13 protein-coding genes are annotated in these 19,886 nt (G+C 38.3%); 3 read left to right on the forward strand and 10 right to left on the reverse strand.

Annotated elements, in window-relative coordinates; genetic code table 11:
• The first annotated feature begins 43 nt into the window (after positions 1–43).
• Positions 44–1,483 (forward strand): helix-turn-helix domain-containing protein, encoded by a 1,440-nt coding sequence (locus IGL86_RS11605; RefSeq protein WP_002396642.1) that lies wholly within the window; start codon positions 44–46, stop codon positions 1,481–1,483.
• Between the two features lie 5 nt (positions 1,484–1,488).
• Here the strand turns inward: IGL86_RS11605 and IGL86_RS11610 are convergent, their stop codons facing one another.
• From IGL86_RS11610 to gst, 8 genes are all read right to left on the reverse strand, one after another.
• Positions 1,489–4,041, reverse strand: a complete 2,553-nt coding sequence (locus IGL86_RS11610) for a cation-transporting P-type ATPase (RefSeq protein ID WP_033625254.1) — start codon at positions 4,039–4,041, stop codon at positions 1,489–1,491.
• A gap of 149 nt (positions 4,042–4,190) precedes the next feature.
• The gene (gene sstT, locus IGL86_RS11615) at positions 4,191–5,453 is read right to left on the reverse strand and encodes a serine/threonine transporter SstT (protein ID WP_002355037.1); all 1,263 of its coding nucleotides are present in this window, start codon (positions 5,451–5,453) and stop codon (positions 4,191–4,193) included.
• Positions 5,454–5,581: 128 nt separating this feature from the next.
• Complete coding sequence (locus IGL86_RS11620; RefSeq protein ID WP_002355036.1) at positions 5,582–5,965, reverse strand: potassium channel family protein; 384 nt, start codon at positions 5,963–5,965, stop codon at positions 5,582–5,584.
• Positions 5,966–6,067: 102 nt separating this feature from the next.
• Positions 6,068–6,808, reverse strand: coding sequence for a tRNA pseudouridine(38-40) synthase TruA (gene truA / locus IGL86_RS11625; RefSeq protein ID WP_002409191.1), 741 nt, complete (start codon positions 6,806–6,808; stop codon positions 6,068–6,070).
• Positions 6,809–7,051: 243 nt separating this feature from the next.
• Positions 7,052–8,833: a hypothetical protein gene (locus IGL86_RS11630; protein WP_033625340.1), complete on the reverse strand. Its 1,782-nt coding sequence runs from the start codon at positions 8,831–8,833 to the stop codon at positions 7,052–7,054.
• 151 nt (positions 8,834–8,984) lie between these two features.
• On the reverse strand, positions 8,985–9,911 hold the full coding sequence (locus IGL86_RS11635) for an anti-sigma factor (RefSeq protein WP_033625341.1): 927 nt from the start codon (positions 9,909–9,911) through the stop codon (positions 8,985–8,987).
• Positions 9,912–9,913: 2 nt separating this feature from the next.
• Positions 9,914–10,378: an RNA polymerase sigma factor gene (locus tag IGL86_RS11640; protein ID WP_002383292.1), complete on the reverse strand. Its 465-nt coding sequence runs from the start codon at positions 10,376–10,378 to the stop codon at positions 9,914–9,916.
• A 278-nt stretch (positions 10,379–10,656) separates the two neighbouring features.
• The gene (gene gst / locus IGL86_RS11645; RefSeq protein ID WP_033625974.1) at positions 10,657–11,166 is read right to left on the reverse strand and encodes a DinB family glutathione transferase; all 510 of its coding nucleotides are present in this window, start codon (positions 11,164–11,166) and stop codon (positions 10,657–10,659) included.
• Between the two features lie 332 nt (positions 11,167–11,498).
• Here gst and IGL86_RS11650 point away from each other — a divergent pair, with 332 nt between their 5' ends.
• The gene (locus IGL86_RS11650; RefSeq protein WP_161633954.1) at positions 11,499–12,902 is read left to right on the forward strand and encodes a dicarboxylate/amino acid:cation symporter; all 1,404 of its coding nucleotides are present in this window, start codon (positions 11,499–11,501) and stop codon (positions 12,900–12,902) included.
• Positions 12,903–12,972: 70 nt separating this feature from the next.
• On the opposite strand, the gene IGL86_RS11655 is transcribed toward IGL86_RS11650, so the two are convergent.
• Both IGL86_RS11655 and rlmH read right to left on the reverse strand, forming a co-directional pair.
• The gene (locus IGL86_RS11655) at positions 12,973–17,091 is read right to left on the reverse strand and encodes an EF3023 family LPXTG-anchored polysaccharide lyase (protein WP_430605608.1); all 4,119 of its coding nucleotides are present in this window, start codon (positions 17,089–17,091) and stop codon (positions 12,973–12,975) included.
• A 580-nt stretch (positions 17,092–17,671) separates the two neighbouring features.
• Entirely contained in the window at positions 17,672–18,151 is a 480-nt protein-coding gene (gene rlmH, locus IGL86_RS11660) for a 23S rRNA (pseudouridine(1915)-N(3))-methyltransferase RlmH (protein WP_002355021.1), read from the reverse strand.
• Between the two features lie 376 nt (positions 18,152–18,527).
• On the opposite strand from rlmH, the gene IGL86_RS11665 reads away from it, so the two are divergent.
• The gene (locus IGL86_RS11665) at positions 18,528–19,847 is read left to right on the forward strand and encodes a S1C family serine protease (RefSeq protein ID WP_193363163.1); all 1,320 of its coding nucleotides are present in this window, start codon (positions 18,528–18,530) and stop codon (positions 19,845–19,847) included.
• Positions 19,848–19,886: the final 39 nt, after the last annotated feature.

Raw genomic sequence — 19,886 nt, forward strand, 5'->3', positions numbered from 1 at the left:
TTATCCGTATTCTTAAGCAAAAGGAGGTTTTGCCATGTACTCCATGTTAAAACGTGTGATAACGGAAAAAGATTTGCTTCGGCAAATTCGTTTGTTGGAACAGTTGTTAAATGTTCCTCAGCTGACAGCCAAGCGTTTAGCCACGCAAATCCAGACGACAGAGCGAACCGTTTTTTCGGATTTACAGTATATTCGCAGTCAATTACCCGCCGACTGGTCCATTGAAACCGATAGCAGTGGTATTCGGTTACGCAATCAGGGGAATGCGCAAACCAATGAGCTTTGGTCATTATTTTTACCTCAATCCATTAGTATTCAACTATTAAAAGAGCTACTATTTACGAAAGAGTTAGTGACAACTTCTTTTTTGAGCACTAGTGGTGTTTCTTATGAAACTTTGAAGCGACATATCAAAAAAATGAATCAGGCCTTACGTGATTTTCATTTAACGATTCAACTAACCACGACGACCATTCAGCTAATCGGGGCAGAAAGCAATATTCGGATTTTTTATCATCGTTTATTGGTGCCTTTTACTCATAATAATTATTTTTTTGACGATTATTCTATTCATGAGGAGCATTATTTTCAATTTTTGAAACAAGTTTACAGTAGTGAGTTGACGGTGGAAACGGAAGAAATTTTTGGTGCTTGTTGGTTTTTCATTAACACGATTCGCAACAAAGCCAATTGCCGAGTGAGTCAATTTTCTTTTGACTCAAAAGATGTCTTGTTTCAACTTTATCAACCGTCCTTGGCAAAACTTTATGCTTCTGAAGGCATCTATTTGCAAGGAGAAGAAAGTTTTTTCGCCTTCTTTTGTTTCTTAGAAAGTTGGAATTACGATAATGTCTATGGCGAAACGTTGGCTTCTGCGCTCCACACTCATTACAGTCAGCTGCGAAAGTCGTTACAACAGTTTGTCACTAATTTGTCCACTGAAGAAGCCCGGCCTGATTTAATCCAAACAAATTTATTGGATAATCTGTTATTGTTATTCATTAAATATACCGAGTCCCCAACACTTTCTGAGCAATTTCAATTGGAATATCAAGAATTAATGACTGAACAAGCCGCGGAGGACCTTGCGTTATCAAAGAGCAACCAAGAACTTTTGGAGATTTTATCTCGCTACACCACGATTGAAGAACCAACTTATTTTCTTAGTTTGGCTTCTTTGTTAGAAAAACAAGCCAGTTATTCTATTCAGGCGCAAACGATGACTGCCTATTTCCTCTTTCAAGGGGAACCTGCTTGGAAAGCTTTTTTACAACAAGAATTAGCTGCTTATTTAGGTACTCGTGTGAAATTACAAGCTATTGAATATGTGGAACTAAGCCAGTTGACGTTAAATGAAGCCGACATAATTATTTCCAATTTCCCCTTGGATCATCTTGATCTTCCTGTCTTTTATCTCTCTTTAATTCCAACAAAAAATGAACTCCGCCGACTAGCAGAGCTCACTCTTCATTCTTATTTTTAAAGGAACTAGCGAGGACATTCGCTAGTTTTTTGGCTTTCTTTCGTCATGAATCGTTTGGTTATATATTTTTCCCCTTCAACAAGGAAAAACAGACTCACAACATGGACGAAAATCATTGCTAATTGAAGGCCATTTAAAGAAGTTGTGCCAATTAATTGCTGCGCTACTGGCCAGTAAACTACTAGCGCTTGTAGTAAAAAGAGGATTCCTAATGAAGCAAACAACACTTTATTTTGGAAAAATCCTGTGCTTAACGACGGATCAACCAACTTACGACAGTTGATCATATACGCTGCTTGCGCTAAGACGATACTTTGTAAGAGGAACGTTTGCTGTAAGGCTTGGCCCTCAAATTGTAATGCCATAAGGTAACCTGGTACCATAATGAGTACCGACACATAGATGATTCTAAAAATACTGTACTTTGTTAAAATGCCTTCGTTGACATCTCTTGGTGGTCGTTTCATGGTATCAGCACTCGCTTTTTCAAAACCTAATGCATAAGACAAAGTAATCGTAGTTACCATGTTTACCCATAATATCTGGACAGGTGTCAACGGTAGAGGATGATTCATTAAAAGCGCCCAGACAACAATTAAACCTTGTGCTAAAGAGGTTGGCAAGAAGAAGGTAATCGTCTTTTTCAAGTTATCAAAAATGCGGCGTCCTTCTTTCACGGCTTTAGCAATCGTATGGAAATTATCATCTGCCAAAACCATATCTGCGGCTTGTTTGGTTACTTCACTTCCTTTAATTCCCATGGCAATTCCGACATCGGCTTTCTTTAGTGCTGGCGCATCGTTCACGCCATCGCCGGTCATCCCGACAATTTCACCATTGTTTTGTAAAGCCGTGACAATTCGTAATTTATGTTCTGGCGTCGTTCGTGCAAATACATCGACTTTTTGAACGTGCTGAGCTAATTCTTCATCTGACATAGCATCAATTTCTAATCCTTCAAGGACTTTTTTCGTATGCTTTAAACCAACTTGCTCGCCAATGGCTTGCGCTGTATCTTTATGGTCTCCGGTAATCATTTTGACGGAAATACCTGCTTCTTGAGATTCTTTGACGGCTTGAATGGCACTTTCTTTTGGCGGATCGATGATGCCTGCCAGTCCAGCAAACGTCAATCCTGACAATGTTTCATGTGTCAGTTCCTGTTGTGACGTAACTGTCTTATAAGCGAAACCTAATACCCGTTGTCCTTTTTGCGCTAATTGCGCAGCTTGTGCTTGCCAAGCACCTTTTTGATTATCAGATAACGTAGAAAGTTGTAACAATACTTCTGGCGCACCTTTGACATAAATAATTGAACCTTCTGCTTGCGGATGGCGAGTGGCCATGTATTTATAACTTGAACTAAACGGAATTTTCTTTTCTACAGGGCGTAAAGACAGTTGATCCTGATCAACATATTGTAGTAAAGCTAACTCGGTAGGATTCCCTTGCAAGTCGGCGATTTTTTGTTGGTCTTGTAATTTCAATTCTTGACAGTTGGCCATAATCTCTTTGACAATGGCCATTTCTTCAGTCACTACATCCATTACCGTCATTTCATTTTTAGTTAGCGTTCCTGTTTTGTCTGAACAGATAACTGTCATTGAACCTAATGTTTCAACGGAAGGCATGCCTTTAATAATCGCATTTTCTCTAGCCATCTCATGAACACCCATCGATAAAATCATCGTTAACACAGCAGGTAAGCCTTCTGGAATCATTGCTACAATTAATGCAATCATCGCAGAAAATAAGAGGCTCCATTCCATGCCATGACGAAAAGTGGTAAAGAAAATCAGAAACAAGATCAAGACCATAATCCCTTGGAAAATTTGCTTGTTTAATTGGTGCATTTTCCGTACGAGCGGCGTTGTTTTTTGATCTACTGACTGCAACGCGTGATTAATTTTTCCAACTTCAGTGGCATCTCCTGTTTCTACTACAACACCTAAGGCCGAACCTGCTTGGACAAGTGTTCCTGAAAAAGCCAAATTCTTTTGATCGCCTGTTGGCAATTCTTCATTCAAGGAACCGGTAATTTTCTCCACGGCTTCTGATTCGCCTGTCAAAATTGATTCTTCAATCATCAGATTATGAACATCAAATAAGCGCAAATCTGCTGGAACTACATCGCCAGCTTGTAACGTGACTACATCTCCCAGAACCAATGTTTCAGAAGAAACGGTTGTTTTTTGTCCATCAATTAGAACGACTGCCTCTTGGCCCATCATCTGTTTCAGGCCGTCTAATGATTCTTCTGCTTTACGCTCTTGCCAATAACCGACAAAGCCATTGACAAGCACCACTAGAAAAATGATACTTCCTTCGACCACTTCGCCTGTGGCAAATTTTAGAATTGCGGCAGCGAGTAAGACTACCATTAGTAAATCTGTAAAATGTTTGGCTAGCTTTTGCCACGTTTTCAGTTGTTGTTTTTCTTCAATTTTATTTGGACCATTCGTTTGTAAACGTTGCTGACGTTCTTTGCTAGAAAGACCCGTTTGCTTCGTCTTAGTCTGCTCGATTACTTTTGTTGAGGAAAGTTGATACCATTTCATTTCGTGTACCTCCTATTTACTTGATACCTTTATTATAGAGAGGATTTTCTTCACAAAATGGTCGATAATTTCAGTGGCCCCTGAAAAAAATGGGGCCGAGATTATTAAAGAAAGGAACAACCCGCATTTTAGCGGGTTGTTCCTTTCTTTTAAATATTTTCTTGTTCGACCACCAATTGACTTTTGCCAATTAACGCTTTGACATCAATAATTTCACCATTTTTACGTCGGTCTGCTAACTCAACTGAGGTGGTAAACAACAAGTCACTAGAAGAGTTCAACGCTGTTTCAATGGAATCTTGGACTACGCCGACGATAAAGCCAACGCCGACGACTTGCATGGCAATGTCATTGGAAATGCCAAACAAACTACATGCAAGCGGAATTAACAACAAGGAACCACCAGCAATTCCTGAAGCCCCACAAGCAGAAACAGCGGCGATGATACTCAACAATAATGCTAAATAGATTGGCACGGACATGCCTAATGTGTGGACTGCCGCCAATGTCATAATGGTAATCGTAATGGCTGCGCCGCCCATATTAATCGTTGCGCCTAGCGGAATAGAGACCGCATAAGATTCTTCATTTAAATCCATTGCTTTCGCCAATTCCATATTAATGGGAATATTGGCCGCAGAACTGCGTGTAAAGAATGCGGGAATCGCACTTTCCTTTAATACAAAAAAGACTAACGGATACGGATTTTGCCGAATATTCCAAAAAACAATCGCTGGATAAACGACTAAAGCAACCACGGCCATCGTACCAATTAACAATAATAATAACTGACCATACTTGGCTAACCCTGCAATGCCTGTGGTTGCCACCGAATGAAACACCAAACCTAGAATTCCAATTGGCGCAATGCCGATAATCATTTGAACGACCGTGGTAATCCCTGTTGAAAGATTGGCAATCACATCCTTGGTAGCGACCGAACTTTGACGTAACCCAATACCGATTAATGAGGACCAAAATAAAACAGATAAATAATTGCCTTCAATCATTGCTTGAATCGGATTTTGGACAACGCTTGTTAACACATTACTTAAAACATCACTAAGTTGCGTTGGGGCTGCTTGCGCTTCCTGCGCCGCCTCCAAGACAATCTTAACGGGAAACAGATAGCTTGCCGTCACGGCAACAACAGCTGCCAAAAATGTCGCTAACAGATACACAACTAAAATTGATCCAACATATGTTTTCGCCCCAGCCTTTTGTTGGGCTAGCGACGCAATAATTAAGACAAAAACTAAAATCGGCGCAATTGCTTTTAAGGCGCCCACAAACAATTCACCAAGAACGCTGATGAAGGTCCATTCAGGCACCAAGAAACCCAAGGTGGTTCCAATCACAATCCCTATCATGATTTTTTGAATTAACGATAATTTCCGAATCGCTTTGACCATTCACTTCACGCTCCTTTAAAATAAAATACAGTTTGGGACATACTACCATAATTATTAAGATAAAAAAAGAGTGTTTCTCAAAAAACTTTCATTTTTCGAGAAACACTTGGTCAACTCCTCAATTTCGTCTATTTTTCTGAAGACTTTTCCGCTGAATGTTCTTTGTTTTTATGGTGATGGTGGTGATGACTTTGTTTAGAATACAAGTAAGATTTTGCTACGACCGAAATAAACATAGCCATAATCCCCAAGCCTACTGTAGCATAAACCATGGTGAAAATTTTTCCCAAGTCAGTAACTGGATGCACATCTCCATAACCAATCGTGGTTAACGTCATGAAACTTAAATATAACGAATCTAATGGCGACAATTTTTCCACTGTTGAATAAAAAATAGTCCCACTCAACAACGTGGTTGCCAGTAAAAAGAACAAGGCACGAGTATCTTCTTTTTTTAAGATACCTAAAAAAGATGAAAATAGTTTTTTGACAGAAATAAGTAAAGATAGCAAAAAAATGACCTCTTTCTATTGTTAATCTCTTCTTAACGTTAGCACTTTTTAGATGAAGTTCAACTTTTTAATTGGTGTGGTTAAAGAAAATTTATTTTTTTGTTATTTATAATACACTTCATCTAAAAATAACCCTTGTGCCGGAGCCGTTTCACCTGCGCCTTCTCGGACTTTTGTTGCGAATAATTCGTCAATTATCGCTAATTCTTTGGTGCCTGCACCAATTTCTAAAAGTGTCCCAACGAGGATGCGGACCATTTTATGCAAGAAACCATTGCCCACAAAAGTGAACTGTAACATTTCGCCGCTTCTTTCAATCGTAATCTTTTCAATCGTTCGAGTAGTTGATTTTTTGGTTTTTTTCAATGCTGAAAAACCAATAAAATCATGGGTCCCTATTAATTTTTGGCAAGCTTGTTCCATTTTTTCTTGATCCAACGCTTTGGGAAAGTGAAAACTATGATACCGTTCAAAGGCATTAGGAATTGGGCTATTCCAAACATAGTAGCTGTATTGTTTGCCTGTGGCGTTATACCGTGCATGAAAACGTTCAGGCATTTCTGTAACTTCTTTAACAACAATATCGCCAGGTAAATATCGATTTAAAAAGGATAACATTTCGGTTGTTGTTAGTGAACTAGTCGTTTTAAAATTCGCTACTTGACCACGTGCATGTGTGCCGGCATCCGTTCTGCCTGAGCCAATAATTTCAATCGGTTCACCTGTCATTTGTGTTAAAATACTTTCAATTTTCCCTTGAATCGTTTTCTCTGAATTACCTAGTCGTTGCCAACCTGAGTATCTTTTACCATCGTATTCAATGGTTAATTTTATGTTGCGCATGGGCGAAGCTCCTTCGTATTCTTTTTCTCTCTTATCATAGCAGAAATAAGTGGATTTTTCTTCTTTTCCAAGAGAGCCTGGGACAAAAATCACTTTGGATTTTTGTTCCAGGCTTAAAAATTGATAAACGGCGGGAACAAAAGCAACTCCTTCGGAAATAAGCCGAAATTCTCCAAAAATTAAAGAACAATTTTCGGAAATTACTTCTTATTTCTCGGAGTTAAACACTTCTGTCCCGACCTCTTAGTTTAATCCTGCAATTTTCAATTCTTCAACATTCGCTGCTTTAGCATTTTCAGTCACTACGGCTTTAAATGTCACTTGGTCGCCCTCTTTTAGGAATAGCGCCAGCGGACTGTTATTAGTTGTTACGCTAAAAATGGTTTTTTCATCTTCTAGTAAAAATGAAACTACCGTTTGCGCTTCCCCAGCTACTACTGAGACACGAGCTACTTTACCTTGCATCGTTTTCAAGTTGGCTTTGTCTGTATTTTCATTGTTGCTTCCTTTGGTTACTAACTCAATTCGATAAGCGTCTAATGCGCCTTGTGCCGTGTCTGCATCAATCACAATATCATTATCTACGGCGTTTATATAGACATATTTTTTGAAAATCCCTTTACTGTCCATTAACGAAACAATCCACGTTGGCACGCCATCAATGTTATAAAGGACTGGCATACTAGCTTTCCATTTCTTTTCTGGATAAATTTTTGAAGCGATAGAAATGGCGCCATCACTATCCATAATGCCGACTTTAGTATCACGATAATACGTAACTTGGCCTGTTCGGGCATTGATTAAGGAATAACCTAAAGCGGAATCTTGGTCTTTTTCACTACTTGTAAAGTCCGTAAAATAAAGCAACTGGTTCCCTTCCTTGTTCATCATCGGCGTAATTTGTCCTGATGCATAAATACCATTTTCAGTTGGAATTTTAACATCTTTTTTGGCACCAAACATTGTCTGGTTCCACCAGCCTTGACTGTAACGACCAAAGAATTCATTTAAGCTATTCGCCGCTGAGCTAGTAATCGGCGCATCAACGAAACTTGGGGCTTTTTGACTGTCATAAACGTTAACTTCTCCTGTTGTAGCATTTAATACCGCCGTTTTAAATTCATTATAGTGCATGCGACCAGAAACCCCATACTCTTTGTAAAGCGTTTGAATATAGTAAGGATTCCCTTGGTCGTCCAGCTCTAAATTGATTGTGCCAGTTGCTGCATAACCTGGATAAGCGGAGTAAATTTTTCGTGCGGCATCTTTGCCAAAGTAAGCTGAAGGAGTATAAACAATTGGTTTTTCTACAAATTCTGGCTGTGCGTTGATATCTGTCGCACTAATGATGAAATAGCCAGGTACTTCCCCCAGTTTTAGCCATTTAAAGAAGCCATTAAATTCGACTGTTGCTACATAAACATACTCGCCATTGACGACTTGTGCCGTTATACCATCCAAAGTAAACATATTGGAATTGGGAATGACAGAAAATTTCTGTAACATTTTTCGTTTCGCCGTTTGTGGTGCAATCGCAATGGGTGTTTCTTTCGCCGAAGTTAAAACTTCAGCTTTTTCTTCCGTTTTTAAAGGAATCGTTTGATAAATTTCATCAATAGAAGAAATTCTGGTAATACTACTGACAATGGTCAACAAAATCATTGCCACAACGGCAACACCCAAAATTTTGCCAGACCAGTCTTTGTTAGCCGTTTTGTTGGTATTCTTCCCTACTTCTTTGCGGCCCTTTTGGATACCAGGAACTTCGACTTTACTAGCTAAGCGTGTACTTAATAACACCCCACTAGCAATCACTGCGCCAATCAGATTAATCCATAACACGGTTGAAAGATTTTTACTTGGCAAAGTCACAAATAAAAAGATACCTAACAAGAGCAATTCAATCGCCATTAATAGAATGGTCCCCTTACTCTTTTTCCCTTTATTCGCTACAATGTTGGCGCCATTCGCAACTAAGATCCCGATACCAAAAAATAACGTTAACCCAATAAAATTAAAAAACATTCACTTGCCCTCCTCATAGATAAGTAAAAAAAGTGCTCCCACGCATTGTAGAAGCACTTCCTGTGATCCATTCTATTATAACGTTTTCTATTTTTACTGACAATATCGTTGAAGCAAAATCAGTCGGAAGGCTTAGAGTTTGGAAGAATGTTTATTTCTCTGGCTGAATATAAGGAACGATAGGTGCGGTCACGCCAATTGAAGCACCACGAACAAAAGGTTCATTTTGTAAGGCTTTGAAATTTTTGGTTTGTCCGGTGAGCATGACTCCCCAAATAGGTAACTTTTCGACTTTTTTATTTTTATTTTGTTGGATAAACTTTTGGCCTTCTTGGTTGTCAGCAAACAACGGGGATTTTTCTAAGGTTTCAAAAAAGTGTTGCTTGTCGTTTTCAGGATCAAATATTTCATTTTGATCGTCCATGCTTAATTGAAAACCATAAGGCAGCGTACCAGAAGAACCTTCTGCTTCATTAACCGTTTCGGAGTAAACATAAAGCCAAACTAAGTTGACATTGCTCGGTAACATTTTGCGGACTTCTTCATATGGATAAGGTTTATCAAAAGAAATCGCCACTTCCGCTACTTGGTTTTCCATTTTATCTAATTCACTTAATTCGTTTTTAACATCATCATAGTAATTGGTAATCGCTGGGTTATAAAAAGTTGCCACTTTCTGCTTGGTTTGTCGGTTGTATTCATAGGAATTTTTGTCCGAATGGTACCAGCCAGGATAGGCTTCATTCCAGTCAATCGAATTTTTGAAAAAGCTATATCTGCTACGTAAATTACTCCACTCCACCGTGTAACCATCAATATTTTTTGAACGATTGGTCACAACTTCGCCCCCAAAAGGCGAACTATTAGCAATTACTTGGGAATCTAATTGAGTGTTTGGTGAAGCAATCATTTCTTGATCATTAATTACTTCTAGTAGGGTATGATAGTTTTTCGTCGAAAGTTTATCCATTCCCACAAAAAAACCGACAAACAATACAGCAAAACTAACAACGGTTATGGCACCAATCACGATAAATTGTTTTCTTTTCGCTTTACGAATACTTTTTTTTAAATCCACTTCTATTCCTCCAGTTCTTTTTTTAATTTTTGACGTGTGCGATACAATTTTTTGCGAACATTTTCAACAGATAATTCTAAAATCAACGCAATCTCGGCATACGATAATTGATAATAATATTTCAAAAGCAATAGTTCTTGTTCCTCATCTTTTAAGGAATCAATCAATAATAATAACTCTTGCCCTTCCATTTTTTCTATTGATTGCACAGGATGGCTGTTTGCCACAAAAGTGCGTTCTCGTTTCTTTTTTCGATACATCGTAATGTAGTAATTAAATGTTACTCGGAAAAACCACGGGCGTAGATTTTCTGATGTAATTTCAGGTAATATTGAAAAAATCGTTGTATACGTTTGCGACACTGCATCTTGTGCATCTTCAAGACTTGCTCCTCGGCGAATCAAGACTTGGATGACTTCTTGCCCCAAAGAAAATAGTACTTCGTCAAAATTTGCCTCCTTTTTCATCTGATTGCTCCTTTCACTTATACAACGTTTCAACTAGGGAAAAAGTGGACAGTCCTTCGTTCATTATTTTTATGTATTTTTTCTCTCAATAAGAGGTCGGGACAGAAGTGTTTAACTCCGAGAAATAAGAAGGAATTTCCGAAAATTGTTCTTTAATTTTTGGAGAATTTCGGCTTATTTCCGAAGGAGTTGCTTCTGTCCCCGCCGTTTATCAATTTTTAAGCCTGGGCCAAAAATCCAAAGTGATTTTTGGCCCAGGCTCTGTTTTTGCTTATTTATCATTTTCCAATGACTAACCTTCGTGTATAAACGGCTTGCCCAGAATGCATCACTGCATCATCAATCGCTGAAACTAAACGGACTTGTCTAGTCACCGGCGGGGTCCAATTTTTATCAATCACGTCTGACAATTGTTCTTCTTTGATTTGGTCTAAATAGCTTTTGGTAAGTGCCACACTAGCAGCCAAATAGTCACTAAGCAATTGCTTTTCTGCCACCACGACTTTCGCCGCTTCTTCTGGTGTGTGATGCCAGTCTTCTGTCTCATCTGGCAAATCCAAGGCAAATTTTTCTGTCCAGTGTTGGCTAAGCCATAACGGTTCACTATGATTAAGTGCGGAAATTTGTAGGTCTAATTCTCTGGCTGTGTGCCACATCAGCCAAGTAACAGACTTAATTAATGATGCGGGCATCGTGTTTGCTTCGGCAACGGTCATTTGCGCAAGTGTTTCTTCAAAACGTTCGTGCGCTCGGTCAAGGGTTTCACTAGAAAGTTGAGTGACTTTCATAAAAATACCTCCTTTGTGTTGGTGCCTGTTCTTTCGTTTCTATTTTCTATTATACTGCAAAAGAATCCGTTGTAGTTCTTTTTTGGCTGCGGTATCTGCGGAAAGGGTAAAGATCACTTTCTTTCTTCAAAAATAACACTTCCCTAAGTAAAAAAGAATTGACAATTCTCGTAGTTTCCCTTAGTATGTGGAAAAGTACCTTTAAGATAGTCCGAGAGGCTAACAAGGCAAAGTTCTGTAAAATTCTGTATTTTTGTATAGTGAATGATACGAGATGTCTTGCCCTTTTTTTGTGTGCAAGGCTTTTTTTGCGCGGTGCTTAATCAATTTATTTGGGAGGCAACAAAGTGGAAAAGAAAAAACGTGAAGTGAAAGGTATCTCATTTACCAAAAAAATGGTGATTTCATTGGTGGGAGGTTTAATCGTTGGGCTCGGCTTTTTATTTTTAAGAGAGCACCTTATTCGCAGCAATCAAGGCGCTGTGTGGCAGACAATCAATCAGATTCTTTTCCAAGATATTTCAGATCCTGAAAAAGGACAATCTGCGATTGGGCTTTTCTATATTATTGGTCAACTATTTATCAACGGCCTACAATTAGTGATTGTGCCGATGGTCTTTACTTCAATTACTTTAGCCATTTGTCATATTACCGATACGCAAAAATTAGGACGAATTTCTTATAAAACGATTTTTGGCTTTTTATCGATGTCACTGATTGCTCTATTAACGGCTGGAATTGTGGGCTATAGCGTATATTTAACTGGCGCTTTTAATGTGTCGTTATCTGAAACGCTATCTCCTGTCGAAGTAAGTACGAGCGGCAACCCATTAATGGTGATTGTCAATGCTGTCACGAAAAATATCGGTTCTGCGTTTAGCGACAATGGTGCGATTTTAGCTGTTGTTGTGTTGGCAGTGATTACTGGTTTATGTATTAATGCATTAGGGGATAAAATTCGTGTTTTCAAAAAATTAATTGAAGAAGTCAATGCGATGGTCACGTTATTTTTAACCTTTGTAATTACTAAATTTGCTCCTATTGCCGTCTTTATGTTGTTAGTTCGGACGTTTGCTTCTTACGGGATTGATTATTTAAAACCAGCGTTAGTCTACGTCGTAACAACGACAGCGACGCTCTTAGCCTTTTTGATGATCGGTTACCCATTATTTATCTTATTTGCGACAAAATTAAATCCTGTTCCTTTTATTAAAAAGATTATGAAAGTTGTGGTCTTTGGATTTTCTACTTCTTCTTCGGCAGCCACTTTACCGTTAAATACAAAAACGACGGTTGAAGAGTTAGGTGTCGACAATGATGTTGCCGCCTTTGTCTTGCCGTTAGGAATGACTATTAATATGAACGGCACAGCGATTATGCAAGTAATTGCGGCTATTTTTGTGGCGGGCGTAGCTGGTTATGAAGTGACACCAGCTAATATTGCCTTGATTGCCATTTTAGCTTTAATGTCATCTATTGGTACACCGGCGGCACCTGGCGCTGGCGGAATTATCCTTTTCACTATTTTAACTGGTTTAAACTATAACAATGAGATTGCGATTGCGACGTATTCATTGATTTTAGCCATTAATCGTCCAATCGAAATGCTCGTTACTAGCCTAAACGTGGTTGGTGATAGCGCCACTGCGATTTATGTCGCACATTCGGAAGATTTGTTGGATGAAGCCACTTATCTGACTGATGTCGCTGACTTGCAAAATGCAGAAGCGGAGTAATTAATGAAAAAGCAGACTTCTTGTATGGAAGTCTGCTTTTTTATTATGTTTTTAGTGAATCCGTAATTTTTTACTTCTTCGATTTACTTTTACGAAAAACTAAAAGACACCCACTGGCGATAACTAGAAGGCCAATAATCACAAGCGCGATTGATTTCTTTTCTCCTGTGCTCGGTAAAAATTGGCTAGCTTTTCTGAAACCACCTTGGCTTGATGGCTTAACTTGTTTCGTACCAGTTTGATCAACTCCCGCACTAGTATTTAAGTGTCCATTATCCCCTCCATTTTTTTGCTCCTTTTTATTTTCCCCACTATTTTTCAATGTTAATTGCTCCACCGCCGAACGTAGTTTTGCTTCTGCTTGGTCTACTTCTGCTTGCGTTGCTGTTGTTTGATCTGCCACAGTTCGCGCTTGCTTCAATGCTTCGCTGTAGACTTTCCAGCTGCTTGCGGTGTAGTCTTTTTCTTGGTGTTTCTCTTTTTCTTTGATGATTTTCAACAAGTTGGTTTTATCTACTTCTTTCGTTGGCACTTTTGCCAATTGCTTCACTGCCGAGCGTAGCTCTGCTTCTGCTTGGTCTACTTCTGCTTGCGTTGCTGTTGTTTGATCTGCCACAGTTTGTGCTTGCTTCAATGCTTCACTGTAGACTTTCCAACTGCTTGCGGTGTAGTCTTTTTCTTGGTTTTTCTCGTTTTCTTTGATGATTTTCAACAAGTTGGTTTTATCTACTTCTTTAGTTGGTACTTTTACCAATTGCTTCACTGCCGAGCGTAGCTCTGCTTCTGCTTGGTCTACTTCTGCTTGTGTTGCTGTTGCTTGATCTGCTACAGTTTGTGCTTGCTTCAATGCTTCGCTGTAGGCTTTCCAACTGCTTACGGTGTAGTCTTTTTCTTGGTTTTTCTCGTTTTCTTTGATGATTTTCAACAAGTTGGTTTTATCTACTTCTTTAGTTGGCACTTTTGCCAATTGCTTCACTGCCGAGCGTAGTTTTGCTTCTGCTTGGTCTACTTCTGCTTGCGTTGATGTTGCTTGATCTACCACAGTTTGTGCTTGTTTCAATGCTTCGCTGTAGACTTTCCAGCTGCTTGCGGTGTAATCTTTTTCTTGGTGTTCTTTTTGTTCCTGAATTAATTTTTCTAACGCTTCTTTCGTTACTTCAGGAGTTGTTTTAACTGTGATTGAACGCGAGCTGCCATTTAACCCCGCACTATTTAAAGTGATAATATTTTGGTCAACAGAAATTTCTGGGTCCGCTGCGACTACTTCAAGAATGCCCTTATCAAATTCAATAGAAACGGATGCATTATTTTGTAAAGGATTCGCAAGAGTTAAGCGATAAACACCGTTATCAATTTTTTCTGAAATAACCGACATTGGATCATACGCATACAGTCCTGCAATTTCTTGGTCATTATTCCATGTATTCATCATGACATAATTACCTGCTTCAATGGCTTGTAAGTTTGCTGTATTTTCTAGAACAGTATAGCCTTTGTTTTTAGAAAGAGCTGCGATTTCTTCATTCGTTTTCCCAACCACTGTTAAATATTCGTAAGTACCATTTTCAACAGTCTTGCCATAATTTTTACTAATTTTAGCAAATGTATTTGTATAGGTTTTATCATTAACAAAGTATTCGTTAATATCTCCGTAGCGACCAGAGCGTTCTTCTATTTGAACATCAAGCGTATTCATTGAATTAGGAAAAACATAGCCAATGTTATTCAATGGATTCGCTGCGCTTAAACTAATCCAAGAATTATCTTTGTCTGAACCTTGGTTAAGCTTCACTTCCTGTGGATGAATCATCCGATTATCGAGGATTGTTTCAATCGAAGCATCTGTCGTACCAGTAATGCCACTTCCCAAATTAATGATTTGACCATCTAATAAGAACCAAGATTTTTTAGCAACTAAGTTCATTCCTTCATTATTTTTATCTAAAAACATTCCTATAGAGGCAACCTGTCCATTATTTGAGCCACCTACCCATGACTGGGGACTGCGTTTCCCTGTATAAGCACCATTTGCCAATTCTCTTGTGTCAACTGTCGTTCCTGGTAATCGATATGGATCGATCGTTGCCCAGTATCCTTCATCAAACTGAGCAAAGTCTTGATTGTATAAATAAAGCATGCCGTCTGCTGTATGCCAGCCTTTTTTATTTTCCGTATTCCCAAATTCATAGTTTCCGACACGTTGTGAATACATACTGATCCCCACCGCATATTCGTTATTTTTCTGTAGGACTCGATCCATCGAACCATATACATTTAAAGATTGCATTGGTGTCGCTTGGGCAGGTGACGCACTATTCACCACATTTTTCAAGTCAATTAACGCTTCAAAATCTCTTGGTTTTTTAAAGAAATGATAGTATGACCCACTTTGTTGAAGCCACGTTTGGACAGATGTATAAATGTCATTTCTTAAATTTTCTGGTGCAAATTTTGCAATTAAGGTTAAATTAGCTATTGTTTCTTTACCCGATTCAAACTCTGTAGTAAAAGGATTCGTTTCTGGCGCTCTGGAAATACTTCTACCAGAAACCATCGATGGCATTTTTCCATTTACCATCAATTGTAAGTAACCTTTATCAACAACATTAAATAAATTACTAATGTTAGGGTCATTCATCTCCCAGTCGGAACCTTGTAAAATAGTCTGAATTCGTCCAAACCCTTTTAGCAACTCATTCCCGTAACTGCCGTTGTACGGAAAATAACCATGTTGAATCAAGGAACCATCAGGATATAAGCCATCACCAGAGGAAACACTTTTTAAAACGGACGGAACAGCTTCTTGTACTTGTACTAGGCGTTGATTATCTTCTAACAAAAGTCCAGTACCTAAAACGGTGATTGAAATATCTGTTAAGTTAGCCCCTGTTGCACGATAAATTGGCCATTGTATGTTTGGATCTTTTGCATACAGCATCAGCGGAGCAGTAAATTTATTTAATTTTTCTGCATCTGTATTCAATAGGTCATCATGTAATAAAATCAATGTATCTGTTAGCGGCTGCGCGGAACCAATTTGCCAATCCCACCAGTTACCTGTGTAATACGTTCCATTGTATTTTTTTGTATCAATCATAAATTCAATGCCTTTAACAATCGCATCATAAACTTCTGGTTTTTCAAAAAGCTCACTTGATGGTTCATAGTAGCCTAACGCTAATTTTTTAATATTGGTAAATTGAGTCGTGTAATCAGCAGACACTGTATCCGATGGTTTTCGTTCCCACAGATACCCACGATCTGCTGCTTGATTAAGCGTTTGCCACAATGCTAAACTCTCCGTAGCAATCTGGGCACGATACTGTTGCACATCTGTATCGTTATCATACTGCGTAGTACCCAACAATCGCATTTTCCATTTTGCTCGCATTTCCGCATATTGTTTATTTTCTGCTACAACAGTCACAGGAATTGTATCACTAATTTCTGTTCCTTTAATTTTGACTGTTACTTTCGCTTCACCACTCTTAACTGCTGTTAAATTACCCGTTTGGTCAACCGTCACAACAGTAGGATCACTACTTGACCACTCAATCTGATCCTCTGTGATATCTACTCCAGCTGGTGACACTTCAAAGGCTAGCTGTTGCTTTCTTTTTTCACTAATAGTCAGGTTCTCTGTTAAAAGTTTAATCGCTTCTGGCAGTCGTTTTTTTTCATATGCTTCAAACGAAATAATACTTGAACTGTAAAATTGCTTATTTGTGTGTTGCCACATTTTCATCTGCTGATATTTTACAAAACGTGCTTGGACATTATTGCCATCAATATATTTTTTAGTAGGTTGGCCGCCTTGCCCATTCTCTTCTTTAAAGATAGATTGATAGCTTTCACCATCTGTTGAAACTAAGATTTCATACACAGGACTTTCTGCATGCAACTGTAAAACGAGTTCGCCAATGTTTTTTACTTCACCCAAATCAACAATTAACCATTGTTCATCTTGCTTATCAGCGGACCAGCGTGTTGTTTCATCGCCATCGACAGCTTTTTCGCCAACAAATTGAGGGTATTTCCAATTCTCTCCAATTTTTCCTCCTTCTACACCAGAATATGTCACTTCTTTTTGTAAAAATAAATCAGTTATTTCTTCTGCAGAGGCACTCATCGCAGTTAGCGAGAAGCCTGTAAGCATGAAAGCAACAACGACTATTATTTTTTTAATCATATTTTTCCCCATATCTTTCTATTTTTAAGCAACCAATCCGACTTTTCCAAACACTTTTTTCTGATAATTTAATCAACTTCCTCCTCTACTAAGTATTCTATATAAAAATTAGGCATGAAAAGACAACCTAAAGTAATTACTTCAGACAGACTTTTCATGCCTAGTTTTCCCTAGTCACATGAAATATTATACATGTTTACGCTTTCACTTTAAGGTAATTTTTGGTTACTGTCAATAGCGTTTTCTTCATTAAAGAGCTTATTCAACTTTTCACGTTAAAAATATTGATTTTTATGATAATCCCTTAATTTTTTCTCATTTTAAAATAATAATTATGGGTGCTGAACCTATTTCTGAGGCACAACAATCGGACAATTTTAAAAAAAACGAGAGGAATGACCATTGTTTTTTGCCATTCCTCTCATTTTTATTTATTGTTTGAACGGTAACGTTTCTCTCAATCCAGTTTGATTGAATTTTTTTATTTTCTATCAAACAAACAGACTAAAGATATTTTACTTCATATATTTTTCAAGCAATGACTTGATTCATAGAACTTACTGAGCAACCAGCCTACTTCCTATTTATGATACGGTTCCCCTTTCATAATCCGAAAACCGCGATAAATTTGTTCCACTAATACCAAACGCATTAACTGATGTGGATAAGTTAAGCGGCCAAAAGAAATTTGTTGGTTACTTCGCTGAAGGACTGAATCACTGAGACCTAAGGAGCCACCAATGACAAAGGTTAGATTACTTTTGCCACTAATCCCTAATTGTTCAATTTCTTTTGAAAATTCTTCACTAGATAATTGTTTGCCATTAATGGCTAAAACAAAGACGTATTCGTTGTCATTAATTTTCCCCAAAATACGTTGGCCTTCTTTTTCTTTGACTTGAAGCATTTCAGCGTCACTGAGTTTTTCCGGGGCTTTTTCATCTGGTACTTCAATGATTTCCATCTTGGCATAGCTATTTAAACGTTTCAGATATTCATTAATGCCTTGAATCAGGTATTTTTCTTTCAGTTTTCCGACTGTTACTAGTTTAATTTTCACCTATTCCACTACTTTCTCGTTTTCTCTTCTTTCTTATTTTAGCACGAAGTTTGGCTACTTTCCACAACGTTTCCACATACTTATACACATATACACAGAGTTATCCACAGAACAAACTAAAAAATTACTTTATTTAACAGCTTTTTCAATACAAACACATATTCGCCACTGATTTGTCCACATTATCCACATTCTGTGGATAACTTTTCTAAAAACTGTACACAGAGTTATTCCCGATTTGTTCACATTTTTCTGTGTATAACTTTTTCATTCGTATTTTTTCTGTAATTTTTCCCTAAGTTGTTCATAAAAAATTCAAAGCTATTCGATAGACTAAAGGAGTAGGAAACAGATATACTTAATATAGAAAATTCAGATGCACTTATTGGGAGGTTATTTTATGCAACGAAAAGATGTTACACCTAATTCAGATAAAAAAAGTTTATTGCAAAAATTTGGGATTGGTTTAGCTGGCGGCTTACTTGGTGGCGCCCTTATTCTAGGAGGCGCTTATTCTGGGATTATTCCCACACCCAACGGCGGAAATAATGCAGCGACGACGTCCACTAATCACGGCAACACAAAAGTCAGCAATGTGAGTTACAATGTTTCTAGCGATGTCACAAAAGCCGTGAAAAAAGTTCAAAATTCTGTGGTTTCTGTCATTAATATGCAAAGTGCTAGCAACAATTCTTCGGCAGATGATCCTTTTGGGGGATTGTTCGGTGGGAATGAAGGTACACAAGACTCTTCCGGCAACAATGGTAACGATTTAGAAGCAGCTAGTGAAGGTAGTGGGGTTATTTATAAGAAAGATGGTAAAACGGCTTATGTCGTGACAAATAACCACGTCGTAGATAAAGCACAAGGATTGGAAGTTGTTTTATCTGATGGTACCAAAGTGAAAGGCGAATTAGTCGGAACCGATGCTTATACGGATTTAGCCGTGATTAAAATTTCTTCCGACAAAGTTGATCAAGTCGCTGAGTTTGGAAATTCTAGTAAAATCACAGTCGGTGAGCCTGCTATTGCAATTGGTTCCCCTCTAGGCTCTGATTATGCTAACTCTGTCACACAAGGAATCATCTCTTCTGTGAATAGAAATATTACCAATAAAAACGAGTCTGGTGAAACCATCAATATTAATGCCATTCAAACCGATGCTGCCATTAATCCAGGAAACTCTGGTGGTCCACTAATCAATATTGAAGGACAAGTCATTGGCATTAACTCAGTAAAAATTGTGCAATCAACTAGTCAAGTGAGCGTTGAAGGGATGGGCTTTGCCATTCCAAGTAATGACGTAGTCAACATTATCAACCAATTAGAAAAAGATGGTAAAGTGACGCGGCCAGCTCTAGGGATTACGATGTCTGATTTAACAGGTATCTCTTCACAACAACAAGAACAAATTTTAAAAATTCCAGCTTCTGTAAAAACTGGCGTAGTGGTTCGTGGTGTTGAAGCAGCGACCCCTGCTGAAAAGGCTGGATTGGAAAAATACGATGTTATCACGAAAGTTGACGGCCAAGACGTAAGCTCTACTACAGATTTACAAAGCGCGCTTTACAAGAAAAAAGTTGGCGATAAAATGGAAGTGACTTATTATCGTGGTTCTAAAGAAATGAAAGCAACCATCGATTTAACCATTGATAAATCAGCTTTAACACAACAAAATAATCGCAGCAATCAATAAAAGAAAGAAACGACCTGTTGTTCAAACAACAGGTCGTTT

This window comes from Enterococcus sp. DIV0774 (genome assembly GCF_050539095.1).
GTDB classification, from domain to species: domain Bacteria; phylum Bacillota; class Bacilli; order Lactobacillales; family Enterococcaceae; genus Enterococcus; species Enterococcus faecalis.

Coding starts and splice junctions, on each gene's coding strand:
- IGL86_RS11605 (WP_002396642.1), top strand. CDS start 44: ATGTTAAAACGTGTGATAACGGAAAAAGATTTGCTTCGGCAAATTCGT.
- IGL86_RS11610 (WP_033625254.1), bottom strand. CDS start 4,041: ATGAAATGGTATCAACTTTCCTCAACAAAAGTAATCGAGCAGACTAAG.
- sstT (WP_002355037.1), bottom strand. CDS start 5,453: ATGGTCAAAGCGATTCGGAAATTATCGTTAATTCAAAAAATCATGATA.
- truA (WP_002409191.1), bottom strand. CDS start 6,808: ATGCGCAACATAAAATTAACCATTGAATACGATGGTAAAAGATACTCA.
- IGL86_RS11630 (WP_033625340.1), bottom strand. CDS start 8,833: ATGTTTTTTAATTTTATTGGGTTAACGTTATTTTTTGGTATCGGGATC.
- IGL86_RS11640 (WP_002383292.1), bottom strand. CDS start 10,378: ATGAAAAAGGAGGCAAATTTTGACGAAGTACTATTTTCTTTGGGGCAA.
- gst (WP_033625974.1), bottom strand. CDS start 11,166: ATGAAAGTCACTCAACTTTCTAGTGAAACCCTTGACCGAGCGCACGAA.
- IGL86_RS11655 (WP_430605608.1), bottom strand. CDS start 17,091: ATGATTAAAAAAATAATAGTCGTTGTTGCTTTCATGCTTACAGGCTTC.
- IGL86_RS11665 (WP_193363163.1), top strand. CDS start 18,528: ATGCACTTATTGGGAGGTTATTTTATGCAACGAAAAGATGTTACACCT.